We start from the raw sequence: 12,788 nt of genomic DNA, 5'->3' as shown, positions 1-12,788 counted from the left end.
GGAAGACCCCATGACCGCAGCCAGATTCGACGGCAAGGTAGCCGTCGTCACCGGCGCCGCCTCCGGCATAGGCTCCGCCATCGCCACCGCTCTGATCACCGAGGGCGCCAATGTAGTCGGACTCGACATCGACGAGCCCGGCCTCGAGAAAAAGTCCGCCGACCTGGGCGACTCCTTCATCCCCGTAATAGCCGACGTAACTGTAGAGGCCCAGGTCGAAGCCGGAATCAATACCGCGGCAACCCGTTTCGGCCGTCTCGATGCCGCCTTCAACGTAGCGGGCGGCTCCCGCATAGGTGCGATCACCGATTTGGCCGAAGCGGACTGGGACTTCACCGTGGACCTGGTCCAGAAGAGCGTCTTCCTCTGCACCAAACACGAATCCCGCCTGATGCGAGACTCCGGCGGCGGCTCCATCGTCAACATCTCATCCCTGGACGGTCGCATCCCCATGCCCGGCGGCAGCCCGTACGCCACCGGCAAGGCGGGCGTAGTCATGTTCACCAAGAACGCCGCCCTCGAACTGGCCCAACACCGAATCCGAGTCAATGCCGTCCTCCCCGGCCTCGTCGACACCCCACTGGTCGCCGCCATCATGGGCTACGAACCCGCTAAACAAATGTTCCTGGAACGCATCCCACTCGGCGCGGCCGCGACCCCCGGACAAATCGCCGCCCCCTGTCTGTTCCTGGCCTCCGACGACGCCTCTTACATCACCGGCATAGACATGGTCATCGACGGCGGCTGGGAACTCTCCAACTTCCCCAACCTGGCCGAACTCGCAGGTTGAGCCCTCATCGACCGGCCCGCAACGATCAGCCCGGCAGACTGTCCTCCGGGATCTCGCGGAGCTCGAACGCTCAGGGCGCGAGCTCTTGCCAGGGAATATCGATGAGGAAGGGAAATTCGATCTGGATGCCAGGGGTGTTCTTCGGTGACCACTCGTCGATGAGGACGTAGTTGGTGGGATGGAGGGGGCGTACACCCTCTATCCCGCTGAACCCGGACATGAGGCCGTAGGCGCGGACCGTGTCGATACCGTGGATCGAATTCGGCTCGCGAGAGAGGGCGACTTCCCAGTACCACTGAATGCCCCCTCCGGCGTACTTGACCTTCTTCGCCTCGATATCGCTGTCCCGGTTGCTGGGTGAAAGCACTTCGCCCACAAGCAGCACATCATCACTGCGGACGTCTTGATAGGGCTCGGGCAGACAGCGATAGATCATGAAATCCGGGGTCACGAAGTCGGATTTGCCGCTTGTGCCGAAGAATACGTTGGTCTCGGTTGTGACTCGCCAACACTGCTGGGGCAGCTCCGACATCGACTGGCGGGCGCAGCGACGCAATGCGTTGCGCAACTCTACTGAATAGTCCTGGTGCTCGGCGGGACCACGGCGCACCCATACTGGACGGCCGTTCCAAAGTTCGATCTGCTCGGCGATCTCCTCGGGCAATCTCTCGAGTTCCTCCCAGGTCATGTTTTCGGGGAGCTCGGGATGTTCGGGTTGCCACACGGACATGAGGCCATCGTAAACGCGCCCGCCACCCAGTCGCCGAAGGTTCGCTGGAAGCGACCGACCGGCATATGCCGGGGCGAAGTTCACTTACTGTTCGTGTTCCCGCAAGACCTCCGCGGTTACTTGGATGGGTAGGTGCGTCCGCGCGCCACAACCATACGAACCGTCGAGTTCATCGGAGTTCGCGATGACCGAATCGCCTGTGGGGCATGCCCAGCACGTTCGTGGGGAGCTTCCGCTCGATCAGAAATTGGCCCTGGATGCGGCCGCCGCTCGTCTCGAGAAGGAATTCGCCGATCTGACCGATCGGGCCACGATCGAGCGGCTGGTGACGTCGGCTTATGACCACTTCTCCAAGGATGCCAAGGTGGAGACCTTCTTGCCGTTACTGGCGGAGCGGTCGGCTCGGGATCACCTGAAGGAGCTGGCCGAGGCCCGCGGCTAGCGCAGGACCGGGAACGGCGAGGTGGTGCTACGGCCCGTGGCTGCCTCCAGGAGGGGCAGGGGATCGGGGACCGCCAGGACGATTTCGCAGGCTCGGGCTACGGCGGCGGGCGGGGCCGGGTCGCCGCCTACCGCGGCGATGAGGTCCAGGAGATGGACGGTGGCTTCGACTACCGCTACCTCGAGGACGGCGGTGATGGCTACCGGGCCGATGACGTAATCGATGGTGCCGTCGGCGATGTCGATGTATTCGAAGCCGTCGGCGAGCATGGCGCGCATATTGTCGAGGAGGTCGGCGGGGGTGTGGGCGGCGGCTTCCGCGCGGGCGCGTTCGGCCACCGCGGGGGCGAAGGTTTCGGCGGGGCCGCCGGGGATGTTGAGGGCGCGGAGGACCTCCGCGCCGGTGGTGGCTACCGGGGGTTTGTCGCCGCGGGTGGCGAGCAGTTTGCGGAAGGCGGTGCGGTCGGCGGCCATATGGGCGTAGAGGTCGGTGACGGTCCAGTCGCCCAGGCGGGTCGGGGCGGACCATTGTTCCTTGGCGAGGTTCTCCCCGCGCTCGACCCAGGACTCGAACAACTCGCGAAGCAGTGTGCGGTCGGCCATGTTTCGAGGCTACCGCCGCGAACCGGACTACCGGGGCGGGACCACGGGGGCGTCCCAGGCGCGGGCGAAGCGGCGCTTGTCGGCGGCGTTGGTTTCCTTGCTGCGGTACACGACGTAGGGGCGGACGAAATAGCCGATGGGGGCGCTGAACATGTGGACCAGGCGAGTGTAGGGCCACACGCCGATCAACGCCAGCACGATGAGGCCGTGGGCCTGGAAGGTCCAAGGAGTGCCGACCATGAGCTCGGGCTCGGGATGGAGGGTGAAAAGGCTGCGGAACCAAGGGGATACGGTTTCGCGGTAGTTGTAGGTGCCCCACAGCAGATTGCTGCCGACCGTATTGAGCAGGCCGGTGATCAGCGCACCGGCCAGCAGCACGTACATGAACTTGTCGTTGGCGGTGGTGGCCTTGCGGACGGCGGGCACCGTGACGCGGCGATACATCAGGATGGCGATGCCGACGATGACCGCGACGCCCGCGACCGTTCCGGCCGACACCGAGAGCAGGTGGTACGTGTGCTCGGAGATGCCGATCGCCGCGGTCCACGAGGCCGGGACGAGCACGCCGAGGACGTGCCCGCCGATGACGCCGAGCATGCCGAAGTGGAACAGCGGGCTGCCCAGGCGCAGCAGCCGGGATTCGTAGACCTGCGAGGACCGGGTGGTCCAGCCGAACTGGTCATTGCGGTAGCGCCACAGGTGGCCGAGCACGAACGAGGTGAAGGCCACGTAGGGCAGCGTCATCCAGAGGGTGGTGGTCATCTGCGGCCTTCCGATGCGGCGAAGGTCAGGGGGTCCATGGCGAAGGGCTCCAGGCCGACCTCTTCCTCGGGCGGACCCTGGGCGGCGAGTTCGGCAATGCGGCGGCGGTCGGCGGTGGTGACCGGCGGGAGCGTGGAGGTGACCGCGGCGAGCACACCGGAATAGGGGGAACCGCTGTCGGACAACGAGAGTCGCAGCAGTTCCAGCACCGGCACATGCTCGCCGAGCAGCCGTTCCCCGCCGATGGGATCGACGGTGGCGGCGAATTCCAGCAGCACCGCCAGGTGATCGGGCAGTTCGCTGTCGTCGAGCTCGACGCCGGCGTGCCGGTAGGCGTGCTTGAAACGCAGCAGCGCCATACCGCGTTTGCGGGTGTCGCCGTAGGCGTAGAAGGTCAGGTGCAGGCTGGCCCGGCGGCGCATGTCGAACGTCTCGACGTACTGCTGGGCGAGCGCGATGGGGCCGGTGGCGCGCAGGTGGGCGAGGCAGCCCTCGAGGTAGCCGCGCACCGGTTCGGGCAGTTCGGCGACCGCGCTGCTCAATTCGTCGAGCATGGCCAGGGTCTGCTCGCCGGGATAGTCGAGCAGCAGCGCGGAGATGCGCCACACCAGCCGCCGGTCGCGGTCGTCCAGCGCGACAACGGGTTCGGGCCGCCGCCGCAGTTTCAGCAGGCTCATCGCGTCGCTCCGGTGGGCTCGGGCGCGATATCGGCGGCCGCGCCATCGCCGGATCCGGTGTGCCCGTTGGCCCCATTGCCATGATGGGCATTGGCGCCATTGCCATTGGCCGTTCCGCCGCCCGAGCCATTGCCATTGGTGGGCAGCAATCCCTTGGTGCTCTTGCCGTCCCAGTTCAGCAGGTTGACCCGATTCGACTTCTCCTCCGGCGCAGCGCCATTGGTATCGGTCAAATGGAACTTGTCCGCCATGTAGTCGAAGGCCGTCATGCCCGGTCCGCCGTCGGTGTCCAGACTGCATCCGGTGGCCAGCGAATCCAGTTCGTGCGCCCGCGATGTCGCCCCGGAGGGAATCACGTATCGATGTTCGTACTTGGCGATGGCCAGCAGCCGGTACATGGCCTCGATCTCCTCCGGCTCCAGCCGCACCGACTCCGGAATCGACATATCCGGTTCCTGCCCGAGATTGATCGACCGCATGAACGACCGCATGCCCGCCAGCCGCTGCAACGACGCCCGCACCGGCCCGAGCTCACCCGCGGTGAACAGTTCGGCCAGGTACTCCAAGGGAATTCGCAGCGCGTCGATGGCCCCGAACAGGTTGTTCACATTCTCGCCGTCGTGCCCGGTCTCGGTGAGCACGTCCACCACCGGCGACAGCGGCGGCACGTACCAGACCATCGGCATGGTCCGGTACTCCGGATGCAGCGGCAGTGCGATCTGATAGTCCACGATGAGCTTGTAGACCGGCGAATCCTGCGCCGCCTGAATCCATTCCGGCGAGATCCCGGCCCGCTCGGCCTCGGCGATCACCCGCGGGTCGTGCGGATTGAGGAACACACCCAGCTGCGCCGGATACAGGTCCTTGTCGTCCTCGACCGACGCCGCCTCCAGCACCGCGTCCGCGTCGTAGAGCATGACGCCGATATAGCGCAGCCGCCCGACGCAGGTCTCCGAGCACACCGTCGGAATGCCGACCTCCACGCGCGGGTAGCAGAAGGTGCATTTCTCCGCCTTGCCCGTCTTGTGGTTGAAGTAGATCTTCTTGTACGGACAGCCGGTCACACACTGCCGCCAGCCGCGGCACTTGTCCTGGTCGACGAGCACGATGCCGTCCTCGGACCGCTTGTAGATCGCCCCGGACGGGCACGACGCCGCGCACGACGGGTTGAGGCAGTGCTCGCAGATGCGCGGCAGGTAGAACATGAAGGTCTCCTCGAATTCGAGTTTGACCTTGTCCGACAGCTTGGCCAGCAGCGGATCCTTGCCGACCTGCTCCGGCCCGGATCCCAGCGAGTCGTCCCAGTTGGCGCCCCAGGTGACCTTGGTGTCCTCACCGGTGATGAGCGACTTGGGCTTGGCCACCGGCGTGGTGTCCATCTGCGGGGCGGACAGCAGATTGTCGTAGTCGTAGCTCCACGGGTCGTAATAGTCCGACACGGTGGGCAGATCCGGGTTGGCGAAGATATTGAGCAGTCGCTTCATACGCGACCCGGACTTCAGGGTGAGCCGCCCCTTCTTGTCGAGGGTCCAGCCGCCCTTCCACTTCTCCTGGTCCTCGTAGCGGCGCGGATAGCCCTGTCCCGGACGGGTTTCCACATTGTTGAACCAGACGTACTCGGTGCCGGCGCGATTGGTCCACGCCTGCTTGCAGGTGACGCTGCAGGTGTGACAGCCGATGCACTTGTCGAGGTTCATGACCATGGCCAGTTGCGCCATGACTCTCATGTCAGTACTCCACTTCCTGCGAGCGCTTGCCAACGGCGCAGTGTGACTTCGTCGCGCCCATGGTTAGTACTCCACTTCTTGATTGCGCTTGCGAATGGTGGTTACCTCGTCGCGCTGATTTCCGGTGGGCCCGTGGTAGTTCAGGGCGAAGGCCTGCTGGGCGTAGCCGCCGATCAGGTGCGAGGGCTTGATCATGATGCGGGTCAGCGCATTGTGGATGCCGCCGCGTTTGCCCTTGCCCGCCGTGGTGTCCGCGGCGCCTTCGATGCGCGGCACGTTCACGGCGCGGTCCTGCGCGTGGTACATGAACACGGTGCCCTCGGGCATGCGGTGCGACACGATGGCCCGCGCCACCACGATGCCGTTGCGGTTGATGGCCTCGATCCAATCGTTGTCGGCCACACCGATCTTGGCGGCGTCCACCTCCGACATCCAGATGGCCTGCCCGCCGCGCGAGAGCGTGAGCATGTGCAGGTTGTCCTGGTAGGCGGAGTGGATGGACCACTTGGAGTGCGGCGTCAGATACCGGACCGTCACGCCGTTCTCGTTCACCGACCCGATGCCCGGCTCACTGAACAGCGCGGTCATATCCAGCGGCGGCCGGTAGATCGGCAGCTGCTCACCGAGTTCGATCATCCAGTCGTGATCGAGGTAGAAGTGCTGCCGCCCGGTCAGCGTGTGCCAGGGCTTGAGCCGCTCGGTATTGATGGTGAACGGCGAGTACCGCCGCCCGCCGGTCTCGCTGCCGGACCATTCCGGCGAGGTGATGACCGGCACCGGCCGGGCCTGGGTGTCGGCGAAGGTGATTCGCTTGCCCTCGTGTTCGGCGGCCAGATCCGCGAGCTGGGTTCCGGTGCGCTTCTCGAGCGCGTGGAAGCCCTCCACCGCGAGCCGCCCGTTGGTGGTGCCGGACAGCGCCAGAATGGCCTCCGCCGCGTGCACATCCTTGGCCAGCGACGGACGACCCTGTGCGACACCGGAAACCACGGTGCCGTTCATGCCCTTCAGGTACTCGACCTCGGCATCGGGCAGCGTGGTGACGCCCTTGGTGGTGAGGCCGAGCGTGTCGACGAGCGGTCCGAGCGCCGCCATCTTCTCGCCGACGCTCGGGTAATCCCGCTCGACCACAATGAGTTTCGGCATGGTCTTACCCGGAATGGGCTCGCATTCGCCCTTCTTCCAGTCCAGCACCCGCCCGCCCGCCTGGGCGAGCGCGTCGGCCGTATCGTGCTGCAGCGGCACCGCCACGATGTCCTTGCGCTTGCCCAGATGCTTCTCCGCCATCCAGGAGAAGCCGCGCGCGATGCGGTGGAAGGCCTCGAAGTCGGTGCGCGCCTCCCACGGCGGGGAGATGGCCGGGGTGAAGGCGTGCACGAACGGGTGCATATCGGTGGAGGACAGATCGTGCTTCTCGTACCAGGTGGCGGCGGGCAGCACGATATCGGAGAACAGCGTGGTGCTGGTCATCCGGAAGTCCAGGGACAGCAGCAGATCCAGCTTGCCGGTGGCGGCCTGGTCACGCCATTCCAGTTCCTGCGGCCGCACGCCGGTGGCCTCGGTGGTCTGCAGATTGGAGTCCGCGCCCAGCAGGTGCTTGTGGAAGTACTCGTTGCCCTTGCCGGAGGAGCCGAGCAGATTGGCCCGCCACACCGTGAGGACCCGCGGGAAGTTCTCCGGCGCGTCCGGATCCTCGCAGGCGAAGCGCAGGTCGCCGGACTTCAGTCCGGCCACGACGTAATCGGCCGCGGACTTGCCCGCCTGCTCGGCCTCATCGGCCAGGTCGAGGGGATTGCGGTTGAGCGTCGGGTAGGACGGCATCCACCCCAGCCGCGAGGCCAGCGCGATATTGTCCGCCGCGGTCCGGCCCGCGAAGGCGCCCGCGCCGAGCGGGGAGGCGAACGCCTCGGAGGTGAACGGGTCGTAGCGCCACTGGTCATTGGTGAGGTACCAGAACACGGTGCCCTGCATCTGCCGCGGCGGTCGTTGCCAGTCCAGTCCGAAAGCCAATGTGGCCCAGCCGGTTACCGGACGGCACTTCTCCTGCCCGACGTAATGCGCCCAGCCGCCGCCGTTCACGCCCTGGCAGCCGGTGAGCAGCGTGAGGGTGAAGAACGACCGGTAGATCTGATCGGAGTGGAACCAGTGGTTGGTGCCCGCGCCCATGAGAATCATGGACCGGCCCTGGGATTGCTCGGCATTGGCGGCGAATTCGCGGGCGATGCGTTCGGCCTGCTTGGCCGGCACGCCGGTAATGGTCTCCTGCCAGGCGGGCGTGTACGGCTCGCTCGCATCGTCGTAGCCGGTCGGCCAGCTGCCCGGCAGCCCGGGCCGCGCCACCCCGTATTGCGCGAGCAGCAGATCGAACACCGTGGTCACCCGCTTGCCCGCGACCACCGTGGTCGGCACGCCGCGGGTCAGCACATCGGCGCTGTCGCCGTCGAAACGGGGAAGCTGCACGGCCGCAGCGTCATCGGTGCGGCCGTGCAGGGTCAACAGGGGGTCGACGCCCCCGAGATCGAGGTTCCACCGGCCCTTGCCGGCTTCGGTGAAGCGGTGGCCCAGTGAGCCATTGGGCACATTGGGCGTGCCGAACCGGTCCAGCAGCACGGTCTGGAATTCGACGCCCTCGCCGCTGTGGCCGAGATCGGCCGCGGTGAGGAACTTGCCGGGCACGCAGACGCCGTCCTTCTCCTCGAGGGTGATGAGGTACGGCAGATCGGTGTACTTCTTGATGTAGTCGTCGAAGTACTCGGTGCTGCGGTCGACGAAGAACTCCTTGAGCACCACGTGGCCCATGGCCATGGCGAGCGCGGCATCGGTGCCGGGTCGGGCGGGCACCCATTCGTCGGCGAACTTGGTGTTGTCGGCGTAGTCGGGGGAGACCACCACGACCTTCTGGCCGCGGTAGCGGGCCTCGGTCATGTAGTGCGCGTCCGGGGTTCGGGTGACCGGGACATTGGAGCCCCACATGATGAGGTATCCGGCGTCGAACCAGTCGGCGGATTCCGGTACGTCGGTCTGATCGCCGAAGACCTGCGGGGAGGCGACCGGCAGATCGGCGTACCAGTCGTAGAACGACAGCATGGAGCCGCCGATGAGCGAGATGAAGCGGGCGCCGACGGCATGGCTGACCATCGACATGGCCGGAATGGGGGAGAACCCGGCCACGCGATCGGGTCCGTACTGCTTGATGGTGTAGACGTGCGCGGCGGCCGCGATCTCGGCGGCCTCCCACCATTCGGCGCGCACGAATCCGCCCTTACCGCGTGCGGATTTGTAGGCCTTCGCCTTGTCCGCGTCCTCGACAATGGATTCCCACGCCAGCACCGGATCCTTGAGCCGGGTCTTGGCCTCGCGGTACAGCTCCAGCAGCGCGCCGCGCACATACGGATACCGGATCCGCGCGGGTGAATAGGTGTACCAGGAGAACGAGGCGCCGCGCGGGCACCCGCGCGGTTCGTACTCGGGCTTGTCCGCGCCCACCGACGGATAGTCGGTCTGCTGCGATTCCCAGGTGATCACACCGTCGGAGACGTAGATCTTCCACGAGCACGAGCCGGTGCAGTTGACTCCGTGCGTGGACCGCACCACCTTGTCGTGCGCCCAGCGGTCGCGGTAGAACTCGTCCGCGCCGCGCCCGCCCACCTTGTGCAGGGTGCGCAGATCGGCCGACACCTCACCGCGGTGGAAATATTTGCCCAGTCGGAGCAGTGCCGCTGCGGACGAAGACCCGGTCTGCGAGTTAGCCATGACGCCCCAATCGAGTGCGGAAAATGGGCTGCTTCGTCGACTGTAAGGACGTCGTTGCGGGCGTCAAAACGATTCTCTCACAGTGCGCTTGTCGCGGCTGTGAGTTGTGAGATCGCCGCAACGTGCCGGTCACTGCGGGATTGCGGCACTGTGCCCGACCTTGCGGGCCGACCTGCGATTACGTGTCCGAACACGTGAAACAGGCCCTCCGGAAGAGGTTTCGACCGGGTTCCGGTGAAGCTTTGGAAACGGCTGGTTCTCCCGCGCTTTACATTTGTTAACACGTTTCGGACGGTTGCCGGTCCGCGCTTATCCGCCATCCCGGCAAACTTGTGATGCCCGCCGCAAACACCTTCTTACCGCACTCCGGCGGCATTAGCTGTCCGATCGCGGACCTATATCCCGCATCCTGTCGCCCGCGCCGAATATGGTGCTGGCATGCAGCGATTCGAGGGCAGAATCCAGGCGGCCGACGGTGGCGGCGCGTATATCCCCATTCCGCCCGAGGTGGTGGCGGCCCTCGGCGGGGGCGGTCGCATTCCCGTCCGCGCCACCTTCGACGGCATCGCCTACACCGGTTCCATCGTCAATATGGGCGAGGGTCCGTGCCTGGGCCTGTTGAAGGCCATCCGCACCGAACTCGGCAAGGAGCCCGGCGACGCGGTCGCCGTCACCGTCGAACGCGACACCGCCGAGCGCACCGTGGACGTCCCCGAGGATGTCGCGACCGCGCTCGCGCAGGCCGGCCTGCGCGCGGCCTTCGACGAGCTGAGCTACTCGCGCCGCCGCGAACGGATCGATGCCATCACCGAGGCCAAACGCCCCGAGACCCGGGCCCGTCGCATCGTGAAACTGCTCGAGACGCTCGCCGGCTGACCATCTCCCGCCGGTCCGCGGCCGGAGCGGTCCTACTCCGCGACCAGCTCCGCCTCCGAATCCAATACTCGCTGAACCTCTTCCGGGACGCCGACGGCTCCGGGTGAATAGGTGACGGAGCGCAGCGGTCCGGTGTAGCGGAAGACGCCTCGGCGCTCGCGCAGGTCCCAGGAGACCGGTCCGCGGGCGTCGAGGCCGACCGAGATGCCGGTCCAGGGGGCCATGCCCACGAGCTGAACTTGGTCGGGGAGGTCGGCGGCGGGTACGCCGTCGACGCCGAGGGTGAAGTCCCAGCGCAGCTTCGGCCGGACGGTCGCGGAGAGGGTGAGGTGACGGGCGCCGGGCGGGATCAGCCCGGCGTCGACGGCGGTGTAGCGGCCGTAGGCGTTGTAGCCGAAGAGGAGATGGTCGTTCTCGATGTAGAGCAGGTAACCGGCGAGGGTATCGCCGTGGGCGACCAGGACGCCTTCATCGCCGCGGCGGTACGCGCCGAGTTCCACGGCAATGGTGAAGTCGCGGTAGGCGATCAGGCGCTGGGAGCGGTAGCGCTCCAGGACGGGGGTGCCGGGCAGGATGCGGACCCGTTCGGTGAACCGCGCCTCCTCGGGTCGCCGCCGGGCCAGGTCCTGGCGCGTGATGAGCGGGAAAACCGTATTGCGCCAGGCGGCGTCGTCCCAGGCGGCGGCCAGCTCGGCGACCTTGTCCGGGAATTGCCCGGACAGATCGTGCAATTCGGTGGGGTCGGTGCGGACGTCGAAGAGCTGCCAGCGCGGATCGTCGATATCGCGGCCGGGCTCGTGCAGGGCCAGGAGTTTCCAGCCGTCGCGGTAGAAGCCGCGATGGCCGGTCATCTCCGAATACTGCTCGGTGTGGCGGGAGACGGCCGCCGGATCGCGGAGCACCTCCACCGCGGAGACGCCGTCGAAATCCTTGGCGGGCACGCCGTTGCGGACGCTGGGCCGCCGCACTCCGGCGAGCTCGAGCAGGGTGGGCGCGAGATCGGTGACGTAGGTGTACTCCTGGCGGATGCCGGTGTCGGAGCCGGTGCGGGGCAGGCCCTTCGGCCAGGACAGGATGAAGGGCACGCGGACGCCGCCCGCGAAGGTCTGGCCCTTGTAGAAGCGGAAGGGCGTATTCGAGGCCTGGCCCCAGCCGCGGGGATAGTGCACGCCGAGCTTCGCGGTGCCGATGAGCTCGTCGTCGTGCGGGACGTCGCGCTCCCAGTCCGGTTCGTCGACCTGGGCGAATTGCGCGAAGTAGGTGCGGGTGCCCTCGGGGCCGCCCTCGGCGGTGCCGCCGTTGTCGGAGGTGAAGACAATGATGGTGTTGTCGAGTTCGCCGAACTGCTCGAGCGTGTCGACAATGCGGCCCAGGCTCTGGTCGATGCTGTCGACCATGCCCGCGTAGACCTCCATGTAGCGCTCGAAGCGGGACTGCTGCTCGGGGGTGAGCGAATCCCATTCCTGCGCTTCGTAACCCGGTTCGGTATTGCGCGGCTTCTGCTGTGTGCCCGCGGGAAACAGGCCCTGTGCGAGCTGCGAGGCGAACCGGCTCTGCCGCAGTCGATCCCAGCCTTCCCGGTACCTGCCCCGGTATTTGTCCCGGTCCTCGGGCTTGGCCTGCAAGGGCCCGTGCATGGCGGTGTGGGCGAAGTAGAGGAAGAACGGCTTGGACGCGTCGTGGGCGCGCAGGTCCTTGATATAGCCGATGGCGCGGTCGGTGTAATCGTCGGTGAGGTAGTAGCCCTCCGGGTACTCCTCGGTGTTCACCGGCGAATTGTCGGAGACCAGCTGATTCGGGTGATAGAAGGAGTTGAGTCCCTCCAGGGACCCGTAGTAGCGGTCGAATCCGCGCCGGGTGGGCCAGGAATCGCGGTTGGCGGCCGGGTGCAGCGTGGCATCGCGCACCAGGTGCCACTTTCCGACGGCATAGGTCGCATATCCATTGGCGCGCAGTATTTCCGGCAGCGTCAGCACATCGTCGGCGAGCTCCAGCCGCAGGCCCGGGTAGCCCGGATCGGCATTGGCGACGAATCCGAATCCCGCCCGGTGTGAATTGATACCGGTCAGCAGCGCCGCCCGCGACGGTGAGCACAGCGGCGTGGTGTGGAAATTGGTGAGCCGCAACCCGTTCGCGGCCAGCCGATCCAGCGTAGGCGTCTCGATCTCGGAGCCGAACGGCCCCACATCACTGAATCCCATGTCGTCGACCAGCATCACGATGATGTTGGGCGCGCCGTCCGGGGCGGTCGGCGGGTAGCTCCATTCCGGCGTCGAATCCGCGGTGGTGCGTCCGATGGCGCCGGTGAAGTTCTCGTATCCACGAGCATGGGGAGGAACAGGCATCGTCCCAGCAAAGTGCCGGAAGCGCCGGTCGGCGAGATTTTCACGCACGCTGCGGGAAATAGGTGTCATCGGCGGCGGCCCTGATTA

The 12,788-nt window shown here is 66.5% G+C and carries 10 protein-coding genes; 3 read left to right on the top strand and 7 right to left on the bottom strand.

All coding sequences use genetic code 11. The features are described 5' to 3' along the window. Positions 1-10: 10 nt before the first annotated feature. Positions 11-790 (top strand): SDR family NAD(P)-dependent oxidoreductase, encoded by a 780-nt coding sequence (locus ACYQ5L_RS31190; protein WP_459961796.1) that lies wholly within the window; start codon positions 11-13, stop codon positions 788-790. A gap of 70 nt (positions 791-860) precedes the next feature. Here the strand turns inward: ACYQ5L_RS31190 and ACYQ5L_RS31185 are convergent, their stop codons facing one another. Further along, positions 861-1,520 carry a Uma2 family endonuclease gene (locus ACYQ5L_RS31185; protein WP_459961795.1) on the bottom strand — a complete coding sequence of 220 codons (660 nt, stop codon included), beginning with the start codon at positions 1,518-1,520 and terminating at the stop codon, positions 861-863. A gap of 184 nt (positions 1,521-1,704) precedes the next feature. On the opposite strand from ACYQ5L_RS31185, the gene ACYQ5L_RS31180 reads away from it, so the two are divergent. Next, the gene (locus ACYQ5L_RS31180) at positions 1,705-1,962 is read left to right on the top strand and encodes a three-helix bundle dimerization domain-containing protein (protein WP_459961794.1); all 258 of its coding nucleotides are present in this window, start codon (positions 1,705-1,707) and stop codon (positions 1,960-1,962) included. Here ACYQ5L_RS31180 and ACYQ5L_RS31175 read toward each other — a convergent pair. The 5 genes from ACYQ5L_RS31175 to ACYQ5L_RS31155 all read right to left on the bottom strand — a co-directional run bounded on the left by ACYQ5L_RS31175 (position 1,959) and on the right by ACYQ5L_RS31155 (position 9,480). After that, positions 1,959-2,564, bottom strand: a complete 606-nt coding sequence (locus tag ACYQ5L_RS31175; RefSeq protein ID WP_459961793.1) for a maleylpyruvate isomerase N-terminal domain-containing protein — start codon at positions 2,562-2,564, stop codon at positions 1,959-1,961. The two genes, ACYQ5L_RS31180 and ACYQ5L_RS31175, sit on opposite strands and share 4 nt — an antisense overlap. Before the next feature lie 27 nt (positions 2,565-2,591). Further along, positions 2,592-3,326 (bottom strand): respiratory nitrate reductase subunit gamma, encoded by a 735-nt coding sequence (gene narI, locus ACYQ5L_RS31170; RefSeq protein ID WP_459961792.1) that lies wholly within the window; start codon positions 3,324-3,326, stop codon positions 2,592-2,594. Beyond that, the gene (gene narJ / locus ACYQ5L_RS31165; RefSeq protein WP_459961791.1) at positions 3,323-4,003 is read right to left on the bottom strand and encodes a nitrate reductase molybdenum cofactor assembly chaperone; all 681 of its coding nucleotides are present in this window, start codon (positions 4,001-4,003) and stop codon (positions 3,323-3,325) included. Before narJ ends, narI begins: the two co-directional genes overlap by 4 nt. Then, a complete protein-coding gene (gene narH, locus ACYQ5L_RS31160) occupies positions 4,000-5,721 on the bottom strand; it encodes a nitrate reductase subunit beta (protein WP_459963594.1) in 1,722 nt (573 codons plus the stop codon). The genes narJ and narH overlap by 4 nt, the downstream gene beginning before the upstream one ends. Before the next feature lie 72 nt (positions 5,722-5,793). Next, positions 5,794-9,480, bottom strand: a complete 3,687-nt coding sequence (locus ACYQ5L_RS31155; RefSeq protein WP_459961790.1) for a nitrate reductase subunit alpha — start codon at positions 9,478-9,480, stop codon at positions 5,794-5,796. Positions 9,481-9,918: 438 nt separating this feature from the next. On the opposite strand from ACYQ5L_RS31155, the gene ACYQ5L_RS31150 reads away from it, so the two are divergent. Beyond that, on the top strand, positions 9,919-10,356 hold the full coding sequence (locus tag ACYQ5L_RS31150) for a YdeI/OmpD-associated family protein (protein ID WP_459961789.1): 438 nt from the start codon (positions 9,919-9,921) through the stop codon (positions 10,354-10,356). A gap of 32 nt (positions 10,357-10,388) precedes the next feature. Here the strand turns inward: ACYQ5L_RS31150 and ACYQ5L_RS31145 are convergent, their stop codons facing one another. Further along, positions 10,389-12,701, bottom strand: a complete 2,313-nt coding sequence (locus ACYQ5L_RS31145; protein WP_459961788.1) for an arylsulfatase — start codon at positions 12,699-12,701, stop codon at positions 10,389-10,391. Between the last annotated feature and the right edge of the window lie 87 nt (positions 12,702-12,788).

This window comes from Nocardia sp. IFM 10818 (genome assembly GCF_054655275.1).
Note: the sequence above shows the minus strand (reverse complement) of the source record. Positions and strands in the feature narration are given on the sequence as shown.

What these genes read in the sequence shown, in the direction of transcription:
- ACYQ5L_RS31180 (WP_459961794.1), top strand. Translation starts at nt 1,705, where the DNA reads ATGACCGAATCGCCTGTGGGGCATGCCCAGCACGTTCGTGGGGAGCTT.
- ACYQ5L_RS31150 (WP_459961789.1), top strand. Translation starts at nt 9,919, where the DNA reads ATGCAGCGATTCGAGGGCAGAATCCAGGCGGCCGACGGTGGCGGCGCG.
- ACYQ5L_RS31175 (WP_459961793.1), bottom strand. Translation starts at nt 2,564, where the DNA reads ATGGCCGACCGCACACTGCTTCGCGAGTTGTTCGAGTCCTGGGTCGAG.
- ACYQ5L_RS31185 (WP_459961795.1), bottom strand. Translation starts at nt 1,520, where the DNA reads ATGTCCGTGTGGCAACCCGAACATCCCGAGCTCCCCGAAAACATGACC.
- ACYQ5L_RS31145 (WP_459961788.1), bottom strand. Translation starts at nt 12,701, where the DNA reads ATGCCTGTTCCTCCCCATGCTCGTGGATACGAGAACTTCACCGGCGCC.
- narJ (WP_459961791.1), bottom strand. Translation starts at nt 4,003, where the DNA reads ATGAGCCTGCTGAAACTGCGGCGGCGGCCCGAACCCGTTGTCGCGCTG.
- narH (WP_459963594.1), bottom strand. Translation starts at nt 5,721, where the DNA reads ATGGCGCAACTGGCCATGGTCATGAACCTCGACAAGTGCATCGGCTGT.
- narI (WP_459961792.1), bottom strand. Translation starts at nt 3,326, where the DNA reads ATGACCACCACCCTCTGGATGACGCTGCCCTACGTGGCCTTCACCTCG.
- ACYQ5L_RS31155 (WP_459961790.1), bottom strand. Translation starts at nt 9,480, where the DNA reads ATGGCTAACTCGCAGACCGGGTCTTCGTCCGCAGCGGCACTGCTCCGA.
- ACYQ5L_RS31190 (WP_459961796.1), top strand. Translation starts at nt 11, where the DNA reads ATGACCGCAGCCAGATTCGACGGCAAGGTAGCCGTCGTCACCGGCGCC.